Below are 17318 nucleotides of genomic sequence, written 5' to 3'. Positions count from 1 at the left end.
GCCGCTAGGACTCCAGCACGGACCTGAGCGGCCATCGAGTTCGTCAGTGCAAGGAGCTTTTCATGGCAACACCCCAGCCCGTCGATGCCCGCACGCAGCCCTGGCGCGAGACGCCCGGCGGCGACCTGGTGGCGCTCGGTCGGCCGGTTCGCCAGGCGTTGCACCTGGTTCGCCACAACCCGGCACAGGGTCGGGTGCTCAGCCGGCGCGAGACGATCCTGCTGGTCCTGTTCGCCCTGACCCTGCACGGAGCGGTGATCCATTGGCTGAGCCAGCAGAGAACCCCGGCGCTGCCCGAGGTGCCGCCACAGGTGCCGCCGATGACCATCGAGTTCACCGCCCCGGCGCCGCCGGTGGTGGAACCGCCGCCGCCCGAGCCGTTGCCGCCGGTGGTCGAGGAGCCGCCACCGCCGGTGGTCGACGAGAACGCGGTGAAGCCGCCGCCGCCGAAGCCGGTGCCAAAGCCGAAACCCAAGCCCAAGCCGCAACCCCGGCCCAAGCCGGCGCCGAAGGCCGTCGAGCCGGCTCCGCCCGCGCCGCCGCAACCCGCCGCGCCACCCGCCCCGCCGGCGCCAGCCGCCGCCCCGGCGCCGCTGACGCCGCCGTCGGCGAACGCCGGCTACCTGCACAACCCGGCGCCGGAATACCCCGCCCTGGCCATGCGCCGCGGCTGGGAGGGCACCGTGCTGTTGCGGGTGCATGTCCTCGCCAGCGGCAGCCCGAGCGAGATCCAGGTGCAGAAGTCGAGCGGACGCGAAGCCCTCGACCAGGCCGCGGTGAAAGCGGTCAAGCGCTGGTCCTTCGTTCCCGCCAAGCGCGGCGACAAGGCCGAGGACGGCTGGGTCAGCGTACCGATCGATTTCAAGTTGAACTGAATCTGCAGCGTCACGAGGAGCATCCGTCATGAGTCTGTTAACCACCCCGCTCGAATCCGTCGAAGGCGCCGTCATCTGGCTGCTGGTCGGCTTTTCCGTGGTCACCTGGGGCCTGGCCCTGGTCAAGGGCGTGCAGTTCGCCCGGCAGAAGCGCCAGGACCGGCAGTTCCAGAAGCAGTTCTGGAGCGCCACCAGCCTCGACTCCGCCGGCGAGCAGGCGCAGGACAAGCAGGGCGCCGGCGCCCGCGTGGCCCAGGCCGGCTTCGCCGCGATCCAGGTGCAGGACAACGGCCAGCCCGACCTGGCCCAGTCGATCAACCACCAGGACCGTCTCGAACGCGCCCTGCGCCAGCAGATCCAGCGCGAGCGGCGTTCCCTGGAGTCGGGCCTGGCGGTGCTCGCCTCGATCGGCTCGACCTCGCCCTTCATCGGTCTGTTCGGCACCGTCTGGGGCATCATGGAGGCGCTCAAGGGGATCAGCGCGGCCGGCTCGGCGAGCCTGGAGACCGTGGCCGGGCCGATCGGCAGCGCGCTGATCGCCACCGGCGTGGGAATCGCCGTCGCGGTGCCGGCGGTGCTGGTCTACAACTACTTCCTGCGGCGCCTGAAGCTGACCGCCGCCGACCTCGACGACTTCGCCCACGACTTCTACAGCCTGGCGCAGAAGAGCGCGTTCCGCGTCATCGTCCATCCCTCCGCCGCGCGCCAGGCCGGCAACCCCTCGCGCAACGTGAAGGAGGCGTCCTGACATGGCCTTCTCGACCCAGGACAGCGACGAAGTCCTTTCCGAAATCAACGTCACCCCGCTGGTCGACGTGATGCTGGTGCTGCTGGTGGTGTTCATCGTCACCGCGCCGCTGCTGACCAACTCGATCCCGATCAACCTGCCGAAGACCGAATCGGTGGCCCCGCCGGAGCAGAAGGATCCCCTGGTGGTGAGCATCGATGGCGCCGGCAAGCTGTTCGTCAACAAGGACGAGATCCAGCCGGAGCTGCTGGAGAGCAACCTGGCCGCGGCCAAGGCGAAGGACGCCGAGGTCCGCGTGCAGTTGCAGGCCGACGAAGGGGTGAACTACGGCCAGGTGGCGAAGGCCATGGCTTCCATCGAGCGCGCCGGGATCACCAGGCTGGCGGTGATCACCGCACGCTGAAGCGAATCCACGCCGTCCGGCGCAGGCCGGGCGGGCAACGGTTTCGACCGCTCCGATCCGGGCAGGGGAGAGCGGTCTTTTTTATTCCGGATGGACGCTCCTCGGGCGTGTCCGCCGAGGCCGGGCTCGCGAATGCGTCGCGCACCCTGTCCGGCGCTCGCACGTCCCACGCCTGGGTGCTCAGGCCTGGCGTGCCGGCGCCTCCTGCTCCTTGGCGTCCTCCGTTCCTTCGACTTCCCATTCACCGGCCCAGTCCTCGCCGAACAGTTCGCTGGGATGCTGGGTGCGGCTGGCGCCGTTGCCGCAGCCCATAGATTCCGCCGAACAATAGCGGTCGCAACCCCAGCAGATGCGCTCCGGATGGCTGGGATGGAGAGGAAATTTCTTGGCCATGATCCTGTCCCGATACCTGATGCCTGCGCTCAGGTATACCGCCGATGGCTTGCGCCGCCCAGGCGTTGCCGCGGAAAAGTGGCTTCGGCTTGCGCTGGATCAACTCGATTGGCATATATGTATTAATAGAATATTAAAATTGCTTTTTATTCCTTAGAGAAAAAAGGCTGCGCCCTTACACTTCCCTGGTGATGAATTTTTCTGGAGGGTTCTCCATGCACAGCGAACGCGTCCGTTATGTGTTGGTGCCCGGTTGGTACGGCTCGGAAGACGCCCATTGGCAAAGTCACTGGCAGCGCGCGCTGCCCAATGCCTCACGGGTCGAGCAACAGGACTGGATCACCCCGCTGCGCGCCGACTGGATCGCCGAGCTGGACGCCGAGATCCGCCGCCAGCCCGGGCCGGTGGTGCTGATCGCGCACAGCCTGGGTTGTGTGACAGTGGCGCTGTGGGCGGCCCAGGCCGAGCGCCGGGTGCGCGACCAGGTACGCGGCGCCCTGCTGGTGGCGCCGGCCGACGTCGAGCGCGAGAGCTGCGCCGAGGCGCTGCGCAACTTCGCGCCGATCAGCCGCGAGCCGTTGCCGTTCCCCAGCGTGCTGGTGGGTTCCGACAACGACCAGGCCTGCAGCCCGCAGCGCGCCATGCACCTGGCCCGCGCCTGGGGCGCGGAGACGGTGATCCTGCCCGAGGCCGGGCACATCAACGTGAAGTCCGGCCACGGCGCCTGGGAGGCCGGCTACCGTCACCTGTTCCGCTTGCAGTACCTGATCGACAGCCAGGCTCGCCGCCGCGCCTGAGACCACTTCAGTTCGCCAGCAGCGGCGACGGCTGGCGCTCGAACCAGCGGCTGGCCCGCTCGTAGGCGTGGGCCAGTTGCAGTACCGCGAAGTCGGCCTGGTGCGGACCGATGATTTGCAGGCCCATCGGCAGTCCCTCGGCATTGAAGCCCGCCTGCACATTGGCCACCGGGCAGCCGGACAGGCTGCCGGGAACCACCACTTCCATCCAGCGGTGATAGGTGTCCATTGCCACGCCTTCGATGCTGCGCGGCCAGGGGGTTTCCTTGGCGAAGGGAAATACCTGCGCGCTGGGCAGCAACAGGTAGTCGTAGCGCTCGAACAGCCGGCCGATGGCGCGATACCAGTCGCTGCGGATGACCGACGCGCGAAAGACCGCGTCGGCGCCCAGGCGCAGCCCGTTCTCCACCTCCCAGAGCGCTTCCGGCTTCAGCAGGGCACGCTTCGCCGGATCGGCATGCACGCCGCCGAGCGAGCCGGCCACCAGCCAGTGGCGCAAGGTGCGCCAGCATTCCCAGAGGCGCTCCGGGGCGAAGCCGAGGTTCGCTTCTTCGATCTCGCAGCCGAGGCTGCGGAAATCGCCTAGCGCGCGCTGGCACAGTTGGAGGATGCCGTCCTGCATAGGCAGGTAGCCATCGAGGTCGCCCAGCCAGCCCAGCCGGATGCCTTCGAAATCGCGCTCCAGCGGAGCGGCGAACCGCGCGCCGGGTTCGGCGATGGATAGCGGCGCGCGGCGATCGGCGCCAGCCTGCACCGAGAGCAGCAGGGCGGTGTCGCGCACGCTGCGGCCCATCGGGCCTTCGTAGCCGAGCTGGTCGAAGAACAGGTCGGCGCTGTCGTCGAACGGTACGCGGCCTTGGGAAGGGCGGAAGCCGATGACGTTGTTGAAGGCCGCCGGGTTGCGCAGCGAGCCCATCATGTCGCTGCCGTCGGCCACCGGTACCAGGTGCAGCGCGAGGGCAGCGGCGGCTCCGCCGCTGCTGCCGCCGGCGCTGAGGCGTTCGTCGTAGGCGCAGGCGGTGGCGCCGAACAGCGGGTTGTAGGTCTGCGAGCCGAGGCCGAACTCGGGGGTGTTGGTCTTGCCGATGAGAATCGCGCCGGCGGCCCTGATCCGCTCCACCATGATCCCGTCGCGCTCGGGAATGTAGTCGCGGTACAGCGGCGAGCCGAGGGTGGTGCGGATGCCACGGGTCAGCGACAGGTCCTTGATGGCATGTGGCAGACCGTGCATCCAGCCACGCCATTCGCCACGGGCGAGTTCGCCGTCGCGCGCGTCCGCCTCTTCCAGCAGGCGTTCCGCCGGCAGCAGGCTGACCAGGGCGTTGACCCGTGGGTTGAAGCGCTCGATATGCGCCAGGTAGGCCTGCATCACCTCGCGGCAGGACACCTGGCGCAGGCGGATGCGTTCGGCAAGCTGGTGGGCCTGGAGCAGGACCAGCTCGTTGATCGGAGGGTTGGGCTTCATCGGGGTCGGGCCTTGGCAGTCGAGAAGGGGCGCCCCTGTGCCAGGGGCGCGAAACGGCGCTGCGCTCAGCGCATCAGGTTGGTCCACAGGCGGTCGGCGAGGCGGATCGCGTCTTCGCCGCAGGTCTGGCTGAACACCACGCGGGTACCGGCGGGGACGTGCAGCTCCGGGGCGTCCTTGAGACTGGCGTCGAGGTAGGGCTCGACGCCCTTCACCGGGCTCTGGTGCTTGAGGAAGTTCTGGGTCAGCGCGGCGTTCTCCGGCTGGGCGAGGAAGGCGATGAAGCGCCGCGCGTTGTCCGGGTTGCGGCTGCCGCGCGGGATCACCAGGTTGTCCACCCAGGCCAGCACGCCTTCCTTCGGATACAGGTACTTCAGGCTCGGCTTGAGTTCGCGCGCACGCATCGACGAGCCGCCCCAGAACATCGACATGTCCACCTCGCCCGCGGCGAGGTTCTCGCGGATCGAGCCGGCCTTGGAGCTGTAGGTCTTGACGAAGGGTTTCTGCGCCTTGAGCAGTTCGAGGACGCGCTGCATCTGCTTCGGGTCCGCGCTACAGAGTGGGATGCCCAGGTACAGGCTGGCCATGTCGACCACCTCGCTCACCGAGTCGAACATGTTGATCCGCCCGCGCAGTTCTTCCGGCGGCTGGTAGAGCACCGCGTAGCTGTCGGCCGGGCCGGCGTAGCGCGCGCCATCCAGCACCACGCTGGTGGTGCCCCAGATGAAGGGCACGCTGTAGGCGCCCTCCGGGTCCCAGGCGGGCTTCTTCAGGTTGTCGAGCAGGTTGGCGTAGTACGGCTCGGCGGCCGGGTCGAAGCGCTCGAGCAATGCTTCCTTGACCAGGATCGGAACGAACTGCTGCGAAGGAATCGCCACGTCGTAGCCGGCGCCGCCCTGCTTGAGCTTGGCCAGCAGGGTTTCGTTGGAGTCATAGGAGTCCACCGTGACGCGGATGCCGCTTTCCTTCTCGAATTTCTCCAGCAACTGCGGCGAGAAGTAGCCGCTCCAGCTGACCACGTTGAGTTGCCCGGCGGCCTGGGCGCTGCCGCCCAGGGCCAGGGTGAGGCCGAGGCCGATGCTTGCGATCCGTTGATGCATGGGGATTTCTCCGACGTAGGGCTCAGGCGCGTGGCTTGCCGAGCAGGTAGGAAAGGCTGACGAAGATCACGGAGACGCCGAGGATCAACGTCGACACGGCGTTGACGTCGGGCGTGACGCCCATCCGCAGCAGTCCGAAGATGAAGATCGGCAGGGTGGTGGTGCCGGCCTGCGAGACCATCATCGAGATCACGAAGTTGTCCAGCGAGACGATGAAGGCGAGCATCAGGCCGGAGAAGATGCCCGGCGCCAGCAGCGGCAGCGTCACCTTGCGCAGGGTCCGCCACGGACCGGCGTAGAGGTCGGCGGCGGCCTGCTCCAGCGAAAGGTCCATGTCATCCAGGCGGGCACGGATCGGCAGGTAGGCGAACGGGATGCAGAACACCGTGTGGGCGATGATCAGGTTGCCGTAGCCGAGAGACAGCCCGACGGTGGAAAACAGCGCCAGGGTGGCGACCCCGACCACGATTTCCGGCAGCACCAGGGGCAGCATGATCGCTCCCATCGACAGGCGCAGGCCCCTGAACTTCGCCCCACGCGAGGTGCCGAGGGCGGCCAGGGTGGCGATCGCGGTGGCCGCGGCGCTGGCGCACACGGCGATCAGCAGGCTGTTGCCGGCGGCCTGGCGCAGCGCCTGGTTGGCGAAGGCGGCGCGGTACCAGTCGAGGCTGAAGCCGGTCCAGACGGTGGCCGACTGGTTGGCGTTGAAGGAGTACACCACCAGCACCAGGATCGGCGCGTACAGGTACAGGTAGAACAACAAGCTGAAGGCACCGAAGCCGGGGAAGTCCTGGACGTTATGGCGGCTGCCTTTCCACAGGCGCGCGATCATCGGCCCATCCCCCGTGCGAGACGTTCGGCGCGCCAGGCGTAGACGGTCAGGACCAGCATCACCGCAGCCATCAGCACCAGCGACAGGGCGGCGCCGAACGGCCAGTTCCGGGCGTCGGCGAACTGCCGGAAGATCAGGTTGCCAAGCATCATGCGGGTGCCTCCGCCAAGCAGTTCCGGGGCGATCATCGCGCCCAGGCAGGGCACGAAGGTCAGGATGGCGCCGGCCAGGATGCCCGGCCGGGCGATCGGCAGGACCACCTTGCGTAGCGTGCGCAGGCGGCCGGCGTAGAGGTCCTGGGCGGCTTCCAGCAGGCGCATGTCCATTTTCTCCAGGGTCGCGTAGATCGGCAGTACCACGAAGGGCGCGTAGGTGTAGACCAGGCCGAGCAGCACCGCGCCGTCGCTGTAGAGCAGCGGCAACGGGTGGTCGACCAGGCCGAGGCCGAGCAGGCCGTTGTTGATCACTCCGCTGCCGCGCAGCAGGAGGATCCAGGCGTAGGTGCGGATCAGCAGGTTGGCCCAGAACGGCACGGTGATCAGGAAGATCAGCAGGCCGCGCCGACGCGGCGGCTGCATGGCCAGCCAGACCGCCACCGGGAAGCCGAGCGACAGGGTGATGAGGGTGGTCAGCGCGGCGATGCCGAGCGAGCGCAGGGCGATTGTCAGGTAGGAGTCGGCGAAGGCCAGGCTGTCGTCCATCTGCCGTTCGAAGAGCAGGGATACGTACGCCTCGCCGCTGAAGGCCCGGTCGACCCCGCCATAGGGGTTGGCCTCCATCAGCGAATAGGCGGCGACGATGAGGATCGGCAACACCAGGAACAGGCCGATGGCGACCAGCGCCGGAGTGACGCCGAGGAAGCTGCGCAGGGCCTGGCGACGCTGCAAGGCTGCGCCGGGGGAAGGGATCGGATGCATGGCTGGGGTCCGTTGCCGAAGGGGATCAATCCAGCAGGACGCTGGCGCTGTCTTTGGCCACGGCCAGGCAGGCAGCTTCGCCGGTGGCGAAGCGCCGTGCCGTGCCGTTCGGTGTGCGCACCGTCAGCAGGCTGCCGTCGGCCAGGCGCACCCGGTATTGCAGGTCGGTGCCGAGGTAGACCTGGCTTTCCACCGTGCAGGGCAGGCCGCCGCCGGTGTTGGCCGCCAGCAGGTCCAGGCGTTCCGGGCGGATCGACAGGCAGACCCGGGCTCCGGCTGCCAGGCCGTCGCGCGCGGCGGCCTCGAACGCTTCGCCGCCGGGACCGCGGTACAGCGCCAGCGGGCCGTCGCGCTGGAGCAGCTCGGCTTCGATGAAATTGGTCTCGCCAATGAAGTCGGCGACAAAGCGGTTGCCGGGGCGCTCGTAGATCTCTTCCGGCGGCCCGACCTGTTGCACCTGTCCCTCGGAGAGCACGGCGATGCGATCGGACATGGTCAGCGCCTCCTCCTGGTCGTGGGTGACGAAAATGAAGGTGATCCCGGTCTTCGCCTGGATCGCCTTGAGTTCCTCGCGCATCGCCTGGCGCAGCTTCAGGTCGAGGGCCGAGAGCGGTTCGTCGAGCAGCAGCACCCGCGGTTGCGGCGCCAGCGCACGGGCCAGTGCCACGCGTTGCTGCTGGCCTCCTGAAAGCTGCCCGGGACGGCGATCGGCGAAACGTTCCATCTGCACCAGGGCGAGCATCTCGCGGACCCGCTCGGCGATCTCCGCCTTGCCCAGGCTGCGTCCCAGTGGGCGCGATTCGAGGCCGAAGGCGAGGTTCTCGGCGATGCTCATGTGCGGGAACAGCGCATAGTGCTGGAACACGGTGTTCACCGGGCGCTCGAAGGGCGGTCGCGCGGCGATGTTCTCGCCGTAGAGGAGGATCTCGCCCTCCGTGGGAAACTCGAAGCCGGCGATCATCCGCAGCAGGGTGGTCTTGCCGCAGCCGGACGGGCCGAGGAGGGTGAAGAATTCATTGTCGCGGATATCCAGGTCGACGCGCTTCAGCGCCACCGGGCCGCTCTCGGGATCGCCGTACACCTTGCGTACCGCGCGGATGGACACTGCATGGGTACGCAGCGAATGCAGGGCACTCATGGACTTACCTCCGATTCCCCTTCGTGCGTGCCGCAATGCGGCGCGACGATGGTTGTTGTTCTTATGGCAGGGCTGGAAAGTAGGCTTCCGCGAGGTGGCGGAAGGGTAGCGCCGGCTTGTGGTCGCCGATGGCTGGAGCGGATGATGCGGAAAAGGGGCGGCTGTCGAAAGCTCAATTTTCTTATATAAGGTGTTAAAAAAATTAACACCTAGCGAGGTTCGCAAGGCCCATGTCGATCCCCCGTCTGCCCCCGTTGAACGCTGTGCGCGCCTTCGAGGCCGCCGCCCGCCTGGGTAGCTACGTGGCGGCGGCGAAAGCCCTGCACGTAACCCAGCCGGCGGTCGGCCGGCATGTCCGGCTGCTGGAAGACTGGCTTGGCGCGCGTCTGTTCGAACGTACTTCGCGTGGCGTGCTGTTGACCCCGGCCGGGCGGCAGTACTACGCCGCGGTGTCCACCGCGTTGCAGCAGATCGCCGAGGCCGGCGGCCAGCTCAGTGGCGCGCGCTGGCTGCGGATCATGGCGGTGCCGGCGTTCTCCCGGCGCTGGCTGACGTCGCGCCTGGAAACCCTCTGCGCACAGCGACCGGGGCTGAAGATCGCCCTCGAACCCAATCCCACCTTCGACCACGTGGAGGAGCGCAGCGCCGACCTCGGTATCGTCTATGGCCTGCCGGGCCAGTACGCCAACCCGCGCGCGCTGCTGATCCGGCCCAAGGTGTTCCCGGTGTGCTCGCCGGCCTACCTGGCCGCCGCCGGACCGCTGGAGTCGGCGGAGCAACTGGTCGCGCACAAGCTCATCCATGTCGACGACGGCGAGTGGTGGAACCTCTGGTTCTCCGCCATCGGGGTCGACGTCGAGGTCCGTCCGGCGGTGCTCTACCTGAGCAACGATCATGCCCTGGCGCGGGCCGAAGAGGGTCTCGGCATCGCCCTGGCCAACGAGGTGCTGGTCCGCCAGGAACTGCGCAGCGGCGCTCTGGTGCGGCCCCTGGCCGCCGAGGCGGCACTGGAGTGCTACCAGGTGCTGACCCCGCCCGGCACGCCCTCGGCGGACGTCGAGTGGTTCATCGGCTGGTTGGGCGAGGCCCTGCGCGAAGAGTTTCCGGACGCCGTGACGTCCTGAACGCAGCGCCAGCGCTGCATCGTTAACCCAAGCGTAACGATCATGTCGGCTGCTTGATTGAACAGGCCTGGCGGCCTGCCTACCGTGGCTCCTCACCACAGCGTGAAACCTGGAGCCGACATGACGACACCGATCTCTCCCCCGCCGCAGTGGTCGCGGCGCCGCCAGGAAAAGCAGCGGCGCCTCGAGCGCGTGCGCGGCCTGGCTGACGGCGCGGTGCTGCCGCGCGAACGCCTGGTCGCCGCGCTGGAGGCGCTGATCGCGCCGGGCGATCGGGTGGTGCTGGAAGGCAACAACCAGAAGCAGGCGGATTTCCTCTCCCGTTCGCTGGCGCGGGTCGATCCCGGCAAGCTGCACGACCTGCACATGATCATGCCCAGCGTCGGCCGCCCGGAGCATCTCGACCTGTTCGAACTGGGCATCGCGCGCAAGCTCGACTTCTCCTTCTCCGGCCCGCAGAGCTTGCGCATCGGCCAGTTGCTCGAAGACGGCCTGCTGGAGATCGGCGCGATCCACACCTACATCGAGCTGTACGCGCGGCTGGTGGTCGACCTGATCCCCAACGTGGCGCTGGTCGCCGGTTTCGTCGCCGACCGCGAAGGCAACGTGTACACCGGGCCGAGCACGGAAGACACCCCGGCGCTGGTGGAGCCCACCGCGTTCAGCGACGGCATCGTCATCGTCCAGGTCAACCGTATCGTCGACGACCCGCGCGACCTGCCGCGAGTGGATATCCCGGCGTCCTGGGTGGACTTCGTGGTCGAGGCCGACCAGCCGTTCTACATCGAGCCGCTGTTCACCCGCGACCCGCGCCACATCAAGCCGGTCCACGTGCTGATGGCGATGATGGCGATCCGCGGCATCTACCAGCGGCACAACGTGCAGTCGCTGAACCACGGCATCGGCTTCAACACCGCGGCCATCGAGCTGATCCTGCCGACCTACGGCGAGTCCCTCGGCCTGAAGGGCAAGATCTGCCGACACTGGACCCTCAACCCGCACCCGACCCTTATCCCCGCCATCGAGAGCGGCTGGGTCGAGAGCGTGCACTGTTTCGGCACCGAGCTGGGCATGGAGGGCTACATCGCCCAGCGTCCCGACGTGTTCTTCACCGGTCGCGACGGCTCGCTGCGTTCCAATCGGATGTTCTGCCAACTGGCAGGACAATACGCCGTCGACCTGTTCATCGGCGCTACCCTCCAGGTCGACGGCGACGGCCATTCCTCCACCGTCACCCGCGGACGCCTGGCCGGCTTCGGCGGCGCCCCGAACATGGGCCACGACCCGCGCGGCCGGCGCCACTCGACGCCGGCCTGGCTGGACATGCGGGGCGAACCCGAGGCCTTGCTGGAGCGCGGCAGGAAGCTGGTGGTGCAGATGGTCGAGACCTTCCAGGACGGCGGCAAGCCGACCTTCGTCGAGCGCCTCGACGCGCTGGAGGTGGCGCGCCAGACCGGCATGCCGCTGGCGCCGGTGATGATCTATGGCGACGACGTCACCCATGTGCTCACCGAGGAAGGCATCGCCTACCTGTACAAGGCGCGCTCCCTGGAGGAACGCCAGGCGATGATCGCGGCGGTGGCGGGGATCAGTCCGATCGGCCTGCGCCACGATCCGCGCGAGACCCAGCGGATGCGCCGCGAAGGGCTGATCGCGCTGCCCGAGGACCTCGGCATCCGCCGCACCGACGCCTCGCGCGAGCTGCTGGCGGCGAAGAGCATCGCCGAGCTGGTCGAGTGGTCCGGCGGGCTGTACCAGCCGCCGGCGCGTTTCAGGAGCTGGTGATGAACGCCATCGCGAACCTCGCGGCGACGCCGTGTGCCGACCTCGGCGAATGCCTGGCCGACCTGGCGGTGGACGCCCTCATCGACGAAGCCGAACTGTCGCCCAAGCCGGCCCTGGTGGACCGCCGCGGCAATGGCGCGCATGCCGACCTGCACCTGGGCCTGATGCAGGCCTCGGCGCTGAGCCTGTGGCCGTGTTTCAAGGAAATGGCCGACGCCGCACAGCGGCATGGGCGCATCGATGCGCGCCTGCGCGGCGTCCTTGGCCAACTGGGGCGCGACGGCGAGGCGGCGATGCTGCGTACCACCGAAGGCGTGAACACCCATCGCGGAGCGATCTGGGCGCTCGGCCTGCTGGTCGCGGCCGCCGCTCTCGAACCGCGCCGCACGCAGGCCGGCGAAGTGGCCGCGCGCGCAGGACGCATCGCCCTGCTCGACGATCCGGCGGCCGCCATCGGCGACAGCCACGGCGAGCGCGTCCGTCGGCGCTACGGCGTCGGCGGCGCCCGCGAGGAGGCGCGTCTCGGCTTCCCCCGCGCAGTGCGCCACGGCCTGCCGCAGCTATGGCGCAGCCGCGAAGGCGGCGCTGGCGAGCAGAACGCCAGGCTCGATGCGCTGCTGGCGATCATGAGCGTCCTCGACGATACCTGCGTGCTGCACCGCGCCGGCCGCGTCGGCCTCGCCGCGATGCAGGATGGCGCCCGCGCGGTGCTCGCCGCCGGCGGCAGCGCCAGTCTCGCCGGGCGTCGCCGCCTGTGCGAGCTGGACCGCCGCCTGCTGGCGCTGAACGCTTCGCCCGGCGGCGCCGCCGACCTGCTGGCCGCCTGTCTTTTCCTCGATCGCCTGCCCGCCGTGTCCGGTGGGTGGGCTGGGAGTCTCTGAGATGGAAACCCTGACCTTCGAATTTCCCGCCGGCGCTCCGGCGCGCGGTCGCGCCCTGGCCGGCTGCGTCGGCTCCGGCGACCTGGAGGTGCTGCTCGAGCCGGCCGCCGGAGGCGCGCTGAGCATCCAGGTGGTGACCTCGGTAAACGGCAGCGGCCCGCGCTGGCAACAACTTTTCGCGCGGGTCTTCGCGGCGTCCACGGCGCCGGCCGCGTCGATCCGCATCCACGATTTCGGCGCCACTCCCGGGGTGGTCCGCCTGCGCCTGGAGCAGGCACTGGAGGAGGCTGGCCATGACTGACGTCGCCCGCCTGCTGGCGCTGCGCAGCTTCACCGAACTGGGAGCGCGCCAACGCGCCCGGGCCCTGCTTGACGCGGGCAGCTTCCGCGAGTTGCTCGATCCCTTCGCCGGCGTGCAGTCGCCCTGGCTGGAACGACAGGGCATCGTGCCCCAGGCCGACGATGGGGTAGTGGTCGCCCGTGGCCTCCTCGACGGCCAGCCGGCGGTGCTCGCCGCCATCGAAGGTGCTTTCCAGGGCGGCAGCCTTGGCGAAGTCAGCGGAGCGAAGATCGCCGGCGCGCTGGAGCTGGCCGCCGAGGACAATCGCAACGGCGTTCCGACCCGGGCCCTGCTGTTGCTGGAAACCGGTGGCGTGCGCCTGCAGGAAGCCAACCTCGGACTGGCGGCGATCGCCGAGATCCAGGCGGCCATCGTCGATCTGCAGCGCTACCAGCCGGTGGTGGCGGTGATTGCCGGGCCGGTCGGCTGCTTCGGCGGCATGTCCATCGCCGCCGGGCTGTGCAGCTACGTGCTGGTGACCCGCGAGGCGCGCCTCGGCTTGAACGGTCCGCAGGTGATCGAACAGGAGGCCGGCATCGCTGAATACGACTCGCGCGACCGGCCGTTCATCTGGAGCCTCACCGGCGGCGAGCAGCGCTTCGCCAGCGGTCTCGCCGACGCCTACCTGGCCGACGACCTCGATGAGGTACGCACCTCGGTACTCGCGTATTTCGCCAAGGGCCTGCCGGCACGGCCGCGCTGCCGCCGCGCCGAGGATTACCTGCGGCGGCTGGGCGACCTCGATACCGCCGAGCAACCGGATGCCGCCGGCGTGCGCCGGCTGTACCAGGGGCTGGGCCAAGGAGATGCAACATGAGCCAACCGTTCACTTCCCGTGGCCTGGCCTGGTTCCAGGCGCTGGCCGGTAGCCTCGCGCCGCGTCCCGGCGATCCTGCTTCGTTGCGCGTCGCCGATGCCGAGCTGGACGGCTACCCGGTGCGTTTCCTGGCCGTCGTGCCCGATCCCGACAATCCGTTCCCGCGCGCTCGCCAGGGCGAGGTCGGGCTGCTCGAGGGCTGGGGCCTGGCCGCCGCCGTCGACGAGGCGCTGGAGGCCGACCGCGAGGCGCCACGCAAGCGCGCGCTGCTGGCCATCGTCGACGTGCCGAGCCAGGCCTACGGCCGCCGCGAGGAGGCCCTGGGTATCCACCAGGCGCTGGCCGGGGCGGTGGATGCCTACGCCCGCGCCCGACTCGCCGGGCATCCGCTGATCGGCCTGCTGGTGGGCAAGGCGATGTCCGGTGCGTTCCTCGCCCACGGCTACCAGGCCAACCGCCTGATCGCCTTGCACGATCCGGGGGTGATGGTCCACGCCATGGGCAAGGCCGCCGCCGCGCGGATCACCCTGCGCAGCGTCGAGGAACTGGAGGCGTTGGCGGCGAAGGTGCCGCCGATGGCCTACGACATCGACAGCTACGCGTCGCTCGGCCTGCTCTGGAGGACCCTTCCGGTGGAGACCGTCGAGGTGCCGTCGACGGCGGACCTGGTGCGGGTCCGCACCTGCCTGGGCGAGGCCCTGGCCGATATCCTCGGCGGCCCGCGCGACCTCGGCGGCCGCCTCGGCGCGGCCAACCGCGAGGCGTCGGCGCGGGTGCGCCGGCTGCTGCGCGAGCAGTGGTGAATTCAGGAGCGAGCCGTGGTCATCGCGAACAGCTCACAGCGGGGCTCCAGCCGGCGACGGCTCGCTCCTGATCCGATGCGTCGCAGGGCAGGGCCGGAACCCCATGACTTGCTCCTGGGCATGGCGCCGGCGCATTTGCCGGAGAATGCTCCGGCCTGGGTCTGCGCGGCACTGAAGGCCGGCTGGCCGGTGGTGGTGCGCCGTGCGCCGGCAGATCCCGCGCGGGTGGCCATCGGCGTGCGCGGCCTGGCGCGGGAGCAGCGCTGGGCCGGCTGGATGCCGTTGGCGGCAATCACCCGGCGCTTGCGCCCGGAAGCGCTGGGCCAGCGCGAGCCGGCGATGCTGCGCGATCTGCCGGCCTGGCGTGCCTTGCGCGACCTGCGTGCGCCGCTGAACGCGCTGGGACTGGCCTGGGGCGTGACCGGCGGCGCCGGTTTCGAGCTGGCCAGCGGGGTCGCCGTGCTGCATCCGGACAGCGACCTCGACCTGCTGCTGCGCACCCCGCGCCCGTTCCCGCGCGATGACGCGCTGCGCCTGCTGCAGTGCTTCGAGCAGTGTCCCTGCCGGATCGACCTGCAACTGCAGACCCCGGCGGGCGGCGTGGCCCTGCGCGAATGGGCCGAGGGTCGGCCCCGGGTGCTGGCGAAAGGCAGCGAGGCGCCGCTGTTGCTGGAAGACCCCTGGCGGATCGCGGAGGTCGAGGCATGAGCGTGCTGTTCGCCTATCCCGGCCAGGGCGCCCAACGTCCCGGCATGCTCGCGGCCTTGCCCGACGAACCGCCGGTGCGCGCCTGCCTGGAGCAGGCGGCGGACTGTCTCGGCCAGGCGCCGGCCGAACTGGAGAGCGCCGAGGCCTTGCGCGGCACCCGCGCGGTGCAGTTGTGCCTGCTGATCGCCGGGGTCGCCGCCAGCCGCCTGCTGGAGACGCGCGGGCATCGGCCGGGGCTGGTCGCCGGGCTGTCCATCGGCGCCTATCCGGCGGCGGTGGTAGCCGGTGCGCTGGACTTCGACGACGCGCTGCGTCTGGTGGCGCTGCGCGGCGAACTGATGCAGGCCGCCTGGCCCGAGGGCTACGGGATGAGCGCCATCCTCGGTCTCGACCAGGCGCAACTGGATGCGCTGATCCTGATGGTGCGGCGCGAGCACCCGCCGCTCTACCTGGCCAACGTCAACGCCGAGCGGCAACTGGTGGTGGCCGGTAGCGAAGCGGCGCTGGCCGCCCTCGCCGAACGCGCCCGTGCCGCCGGCGCCAGCGCGGCGAAGCGCCTGGCGGTGAGCGTACCGTCGCACTGTGCGCTGCTCGACGAACCGGCCGCGCGCCTGGCCGAAGCCTTCGCCGGTATCCGCCTGCGTCGGCCGCGCGTGCCCTACCTGAGCAGCAGCCGGGCGCGCCTGGTCGCCGAACCTGCCGCGCTGGCCGACGATCTCGCCGGCAACATGGCGCGCCGCGTCGAGTGGCTGGCGACATTGCGCAGCGCCTACGAGCGCGGTGCCCGCCTGCATCTCGAGCTGCCGCCGGGACGGATCCTCAGCGGGCTGGCGCGGCCTCTGTTCGGCTGCGCCACGCCGGCCTTCGAAGGCTCCCGGGCGGATACCCTGGACGCGCTGTTGCGCGAGGAGGAAAAGAGAACCCGATAAGCGTTCGTTCGAGGCATAAAAACAACAACATCGATCCGCAACCGAGGACAACAATAATGATTATCTACGGTGTCGCACTGCTGTCTCTGTGTACCCTCGCCGGGCTGTTCATCGGCGAGATCCTTGGCGTGCTGCTCGGCGTGCCGGCCAACGTCGGTGGCGTCGGCATCGCCATGCTGCTGCTGATCTTCGTCGGCGGCTACCTGGGCAAGCGTGGCCTGCTCTCGGCGAAGACCGAGCAGGGCGTGGAGTTCTGGAGCGCGGTCTACATTCCCATCGTGGTCGCCATGGCCGCCCAGCAGAATGTCCTCGGCGCGCTGAGCGGCGGGCCGGCCGCTATCCTCGCCGGCATCGCCGCGGTCGCCGTGGCCTTCGCCCTGGTCCCGCTGCTCGACCGCTTCGGCCGGAAGAAAGCCGAAGGCGCCCCGCCGTTGAAACCGCGCACCAGCGTGCAGGGGTGAGCGCCATGTTCGAGTCCCTGAACAAAGTCATCAATGGCTACGGCCTGATCAGCGGCTTCGCCATCATCGGCGTGACCATGGCGGTGTCCTACTGGTTGTCGGCGCGCCTCACCCGCGGGCGCCTGCACGGCTCGGCGATCGCGATCTTCCTCGGCCTGGTGCTGTCCTACGTCGGCGGCGTCGCCACCGGCGGGCAGAAAGGATTGGTGGACGTGCCCCTGATGTCCGGTATCGGCCTGCTGGGTGGCGCCATGCTGCGCGACTTCGCCATCGTCGCCACGGCCTTCGGGGTGAATGTCGAGGAACTGCGTCGGGCAGGGGTTTCCGGGGTGGTGTCGCTGTTCCTCGGGGTCGGTTCGTCGTTCGTCGCCGGGGTCGCGGTGGCCATGGCGTTCGGCTACACCGATGCGGTCAGCCTGACCACCATCGGCGCCGGCGCGGTCACCTACATCGTCGGACCGGTGACCGGCGCCGCCCTGGGGGCCAGCTCCGAGGTGATGGCGCTGAGCATCGCCGCCGGGTTGGTGAAGGCGATCCTGGTGATGGTCCTGACGCCTTTCGTCGCGCCCTACATCGGCCTGAACAATCCACGTACGGCGGTGATCTTCGGTGGTCTCATGGGCACCTCCAGCGGCGTCGCCGGCGGCCTCGCCGCCACCGACCCGAAGCTGGTGCCCTACGGTTGCCTGACCGCGGCGTTCTATACCGCCATCGGTTGCCTGCTGGGGCCGTCGCTGCTGTATTTCAGCGTGCGCGGCCTGGTTGGGTGAGCGGGCTCGTCCGGGCACCCTCTCCCTGAAGG

20 protein-coding genes are annotated in these 17318 nt (G+C 69.4%); 14 read left to right on the top strand and 6 right to left on the bottom strand.

Going from position 1 to position 17318, the window contains the following annotated elements; all coding sequences use genetic code 11:
- Positions 1 to 62 precede the first annotated feature (62 nt).
- The 3 genes from HMPREF3014_RS01255 to HMPREF3014_RS01245 are packed head-to-tail and all read left to right on the top strand — an operon-like array spanning position 63 to position 2026.
- On the top strand, positions 63 to 875 hold the full coding sequence (locus tag HMPREF3014_RS01255; RefSeq protein WP_003117234.1) for an energy transducer TonB: 813 nt from the start codon (positions 63 to 65) through the stop codon (positions 873 to 875).
- A gap of 28 nt (positions 876 to 903) precedes the next feature.
- On the top strand, positions 904 to 1623 hold the full coding sequence (locus HMPREF3014_RS01250) for a MotA/TolQ/ExbB proton channel family protein (protein ID WP_003083979.1): 720 nt from the start codon (positions 904 to 906) through the stop codon (positions 1621 to 1623).
- Between the two features lies 1 nt (position 1624).
- Positions 1625 to 2026: an ExbD/TolR family protein gene (locus HMPREF3014_RS01245; RefSeq protein ID WP_003106175.1), complete on the top strand. Its 402-nt coding sequence runs from the start codon at positions 1625 to 1627 to the stop codon at positions 2024 to 2026.
- A 180-nt stretch (positions 2027 to 2206) separates the two neighbouring features.
- On the opposite strand, the gene HMPREF3014_RS01240 is transcribed toward HMPREF3014_RS01245, so the two are convergent.
- Positions 2207 to 2419: a DUF3079 domain-containing protein gene (locus HMPREF3014_RS01240; RefSeq protein WP_003111981.1), complete on the bottom strand. Its 213-nt coding sequence runs from the start codon at positions 2417 to 2419 to the stop codon at positions 2207 to 2209.
- 215 nt (positions 2420 to 2634) lie between these two features.
- On the opposite strand from HMPREF3014_RS01240, the gene HMPREF3014_RS01235 reads away from it, so the two are divergent.
- On the top strand, positions 2635 to 3216 hold the full coding sequence (locus tag HMPREF3014_RS01235; RefSeq protein ID WP_003106176.1) for an alpha/beta hydrolase: 582 nt from the start codon (positions 2635 to 2637) through the stop codon (positions 3214 to 3216).
- 7 nt (positions 3217 to 3223) lie between these two features.
- Here the strand turns inward: HMPREF3014_RS01235 and HMPREF3014_RS01230 are convergent, their stop codons facing one another.
- The 5 genes from HMPREF3014_RS01230 to HMPREF3014_RS01210 form a co-directional block, all read right to left on the bottom strand.
- Positions 3224 to 4681, bottom strand: coding sequence for an amidase (locus HMPREF3014_RS01230; RefSeq protein ID WP_004346843.1), 1458 nt, complete (start codon positions 4679 to 4681; stop codon positions 3224 to 3226).
- 65 nt (positions 4682 to 4746) lie between these two features.
- Positions 4747 to 5781, bottom strand: coding sequence for an ABC transporter substrate-binding protein (locus tag HMPREF3014_RS01225; RefSeq protein WP_003106178.1), 1035 nt, complete (start codon positions 5779 to 5781; stop codon positions 4747 to 4749).
- Between the two features lie 22 nt (positions 5782 to 5803).
- Complete coding sequence (locus tag HMPREF3014_RS01220; protein ID WP_003106179.1) at positions 5804 to 6613, bottom strand: ABC transporter permease; 810 nt, start codon at positions 6611 to 6613, stop codon at positions 5804 to 5806.
- Positions 6610 to 7530 carry an ABC transporter permease gene (locus HMPREF3014_RS01215; RefSeq protein ID WP_009875683.1) on the bottom strand — a complete coding sequence of 307 codons (921 nt, stop codon included), beginning with the start codon at positions 7528 to 7530 and terminating at the stop codon, positions 6610 to 6612. The genes HMPREF3014_RS01220 and HMPREF3014_RS01215 overlap by 4 nt, the downstream gene beginning before the upstream one ends.
- A gap of 25 nt (positions 7531 to 7555) precedes the next feature.
- The gene (locus tag HMPREF3014_RS01210; RefSeq protein WP_003106181.1) at positions 7556 to 8668 is read right to left on the bottom strand and encodes an ABC transporter ATP-binding protein; all 1113 of its coding nucleotides are present in this window, start codon (positions 8666 to 8668) and stop codon (positions 7556 to 7558) included.
- 230 nt (positions 8669 to 8898) lie between these two features.
- Between HMPREF3014_RS01210 and HMPREF3014_RS01205 the strand changes: the two genes are divergently transcribed.
- The 10 genes from HMPREF3014_RS01205 (at position 8899) to madM (ending at position 17286) form a co-directional block, all read left to right on the top strand.
- Positions 8899 to 9792: a LysR substrate-binding domain-containing protein gene (locus HMPREF3014_RS01205; protein ID WP_003106182.1), complete on the top strand. Its 894-nt coding sequence runs from the start codon at positions 8899 to 8901 to the stop codon at positions 9790 to 9792.
- A 120-nt stretch (positions 9793 to 9912) separates the two neighbouring features.
- Entirely contained in the window at positions 9913 to 11577 is a 1665-nt protein-coding gene (gene mdcA / locus HMPREF3014_RS01200; protein WP_003145070.1) for a malonate decarboxylase subunit alpha, read from the top strand.
- A complete protein-coding gene (locus tag HMPREF3014_RS01195) occupies positions 11577 to 12458 on the top strand; it encodes a triphosphoribosyl-dephospho-CoA synthase (protein WP_003117235.1) in 882 nt (293 codons plus the stop codon). The genes mdcA and HMPREF3014_RS01195 overlap by 1 nt, the downstream gene beginning before the upstream one ends.
- A 1-nt stretch (position 12459) precedes the next feature.
- Positions 12460 to 12759 carry a malonate decarboxylase subunit delta gene (locus HMPREF3014_RS01190; protein WP_003084001.1) on the top strand — a complete coding sequence of 100 codons (300 nt, stop codon included), beginning with the start codon at positions 12460 to 12462 and terminating at the stop codon, positions 12757 to 12759.
- On the top strand, positions 12752 to 13615 hold the full coding sequence (locus HMPREF3014_RS01185) for a biotin-independent malonate decarboxylase subunit beta (protein WP_003084003.1): 864 nt from the start codon (positions 12752 to 12754) through the stop codon (positions 13613 to 13615). The genes HMPREF3014_RS01190 and HMPREF3014_RS01185 overlap by 8 nt, the downstream gene beginning before the upstream one ends.
- Positions 13612 to 14418 carry a biotin-independent malonate decarboxylase subunit gamma gene (gene mdcE / locus HMPREF3014_RS01180; protein ID WP_003133103.1) on the top strand — a complete coding sequence of 269 codons (807 nt, stop codon included), beginning with the start codon at positions 13612 to 13614 and terminating at the stop codon, positions 14416 to 14418. The genes HMPREF3014_RS01185 and mdcE overlap by 4 nt, the downstream gene beginning before the upstream one ends.
- Positions 14419 to 14433: 15 nt before the next feature.
- Positions 14434 to 15126, top strand: coding sequence for a malonate decarboxylase holo-ACP synthase (locus HMPREF3014_RS01175; RefSeq protein WP_003118606.1), 693 nt, complete (start codon positions 14434 to 14436; stop codon positions 15124 to 15126).
- Complete coding sequence (mdcH, locus tag HMPREF3014_RS01170) at positions 15123 to 16055, top strand: malonate decarboxylase subunit epsilon (protein WP_003133101.1); 933 nt, start codon at positions 15123 to 15125, stop codon at positions 16053 to 16055. Before HMPREF3014_RS01175 ends, mdcH begins: the two co-directional genes overlap by 4 nt.
- Positions 16056 to 16111: 56 nt before the next feature.
- Positions 16112 to 16516, top strand: a complete 405-nt coding sequence (gene madL / locus HMPREF3014_RS01165; RefSeq protein WP_003110240.1) for a malonate transporter subunit MadL — start codon at positions 16112 to 16114, stop codon at positions 16514 to 16516.
- A gap of 5 nt (positions 16517 to 16521) precedes the next feature.
- On the top strand, positions 16522 to 17286 hold the full coding sequence (gene madM, locus HMPREF3014_RS01160; protein ID WP_003084016.1) for a malonate transporter subunit MadM: 765 nt from the start codon (positions 16522 to 16524) through the stop codon (positions 17284 to 17286).
- Positions 17287 to 17318 lie beyond the last annotated feature (32 nt).

The sequence above is a fragment of the Pseudomonas sp. HMSC065H01 genome, from assembly GCF_001815235.1.
GTDB lineage: Bacteria > Pseudomonadota > Gammaproteobacteria > Pseudomonadales > Pseudomonadaceae > Pseudomonas > Pseudomonas aeruginosa.
Note: the sequence above shows the minus strand (reverse complement) of the source record. Positions and strands in the feature narration are given on the sequence as shown.

Excerpts from the sequence above, each read along its gene's own strand:
- HMPREF3014_RS01250 (WP_003083979.1), top strand. The coding sequence starts at position 904 with ATGAGTCTGTTAACCACCCCGCTCGAATCCGTCGAAGGCGCCGTCATC.
- HMPREF3014_RS01190 (WP_003084001.1), top strand. The coding sequence starts at position 12,460 with ATGGAAACCCTGACCTTCGAATTTCCCGCCGGCGCTCCGGCGCGCGGT.
- HMPREF3014_RS01185 (WP_003084003.1), top strand. The coding sequence starts at position 12,752 with ATGACTGACGTCGCCCGCCTGCTGGCGCTGCGCAGCTTCACCGAACTG.
- HMPREF3014_RS01220 (WP_003106179.1), bottom strand. The coding sequence starts at position 6,613 with ATGATCGCGCGCCTGTGGAAAGGCAGCCGCCATAACGTCCAGGACTTC.
- mdcE (WP_003133103.1), top strand. The coding sequence starts at position 13,612 with ATGAGCCAACCGTTCACTTCCCGTGGCCTGGCCTGGTTCCAGGCGCTG.
- madM (WP_003084016.1), top strand. The coding sequence starts at position 16,522 with ATGTTCGAGTCCCTGAACAAAGTCATCAATGGCTACGGCCTGATCAGC.
- HMPREF3014_RS01245 (WP_003106175.1), top strand. The coding sequence starts at position 1,625 with ATGGCCTTCTCGACCCAGGACAGCGACGAAGTCCTTTCCGAAATCAAC.
- HMPREF3014_RS01205 (WP_003106182.1), top strand. The coding sequence starts at position 8,899 with ATGTCGATCCCCCGTCTGCCCCCGTTGAACGCTGTGCGCGCCTTCGAG.
- HMPREF3014_RS01215 (WP_009875683.1), bottom strand. The coding sequence starts at position 7,530 with ATGCATCCGATCCCTTCCCCCGGCGCAGCCTTGCAGCGTCGCCAGGCC.
- HMPREF3014_RS01210 (WP_003106181.1), bottom strand. The coding sequence starts at position 8,668 with ATGAGTGCCCTGCATTCGCTGCGTACCCATGCAGTGTCCATCCGCGCG.
- HMPREF3014_RS01225 (WP_003106178.1), bottom strand. The coding sequence starts at position 5,781 with ATGCATCAACGGATCGCAAGCATCGGCCTCGGCCTCACCCTGGCCCTG.
- madL (WP_003110240.1), top strand. The coding sequence starts at position 16,112 with ATGATTATCTACGGTGTCGCACTGCTGTCTCTGTGTACCCTCGCCGGG.
- HMPREF3014_RS01240 (WP_003111981.1), bottom strand. The coding sequence starts at position 2,419 with ATGGCCAAGAAATTTCCTCTCCATCCCAGCCATCCGGAGCGCATCTGC.
- HMPREF3014_RS01230 (WP_004346843.1), bottom strand. The coding sequence starts at position 4,681 with ATGAAGCCCAACCCTCCGATCAACGAGCTGGTCCTGCTCCAGGCCCAC.
- HMPREF3014_RS01255 (WP_003117234.1), top strand. The coding sequence starts at position 63 with ATGGCAACACCCCAGCCCGTCGATGCCCGCACGCAGCCCTGGCGCGAG.
- HMPREF3014_RS01235 (WP_003106176.1), top strand. The coding sequence starts at position 2,635 with ATGCACAGCGAACGCGTCCGTTATGTGTTGGTGCCCGGTTGGTACGGC.
- mdcA (WP_003145070.1), top strand. The coding sequence starts at position 9,913 with ATGACGACACCGATCTCTCCCCCGCCGCAGTGGTCGCGGCGCCGCCAG.
- mdcH (WP_003133101.1), top strand. The coding sequence starts at position 15,123 with ATGAGCGTGCTGTTCGCCTATCCCGGCCAGGGCGCCCAACGTCCCGGC.
- HMPREF3014_RS01195 (WP_003117235.1), top strand. The coding sequence starts at position 11,577 with ATGAACGCCATCGCGAACCTCGCGGCGACGCCGTGTGCCGACCTCGGC.